Raw genomic sequence first — 671 nt, 5'->3', positions numbered from 1 at the left:
CCGACAAAGAATGGTTAAAAGAACAAAATAACCATATCTGGGACGAGTGGTGCAGTTCCGATGCCGTCCCTTACGCTAACGATGACGAGACAAAAGCAAAGATGATGAATGAGCGAGAGCTTGGTCCCATTTATGGTTGGCAGTGGCGTAATTTTGGAGCGAAGTATACGGCACACGATGTTCCGGCACAGGGGCAGGGTGTGGATCAACTGCGTAAGTTGGTACAAACTCTTAAAACCGATGCCGATAACAGACGCATGATTGTTACCGCATGGAATCCGCTCGACTTACCACGCATGGCGCTTCCTCCGTGCCATTATGCGTTTCAGGTAACGGTAATTGACGGCAAAGTAAACCTTCTATGGAATCAGCGTTCTGTCGATGTCGCTTTGGGACTGCCGTTTAATATCGCAAGTTACGGTTGTCTTTTGCACCTGCTTGCAAAAGAGGCAGGGCTTGGCGAAGGCAAATTAATCGGGTTTTTGGGCGATACGCATATTTACGTAAACCATGTCGAGGGTGTCCGTACGCAGATAGAGAGGACTCCAAAGACATTGCCGAAAATAAAAACGGAAAAGTTTACGTCTGTTTTTGATTGGCATTACGGGGATACGGTCATAGAGGGGTATGATCCTCACCCTGCGATTAAGTTTGATATAGCGGTGTAGCAT

Annotated in this window: 1 protein-coding gene; it reads left to right on the top strand. The window is 47.2% G+C overall.

Translation table 11 applies throughout. The annotated features are described in order from the left end of the window. The coding region (thyA, locus tag ACYVTD_RS15190) for a thymidylate synthase (protein ID WP_461248546.1) at positions 1-668 on the top strand (668 nt) is incomplete at its 5' end. Between the last annotated feature and the right edge of the window lie 3 nt (positions 669-671).

The sequence above is a fragment of the Treponema sp. R6D11 genome (genome assembly GCF_054786075.1).
This window is presented reverse-complemented; position numbering and strand designations above follow the sequence as displayed.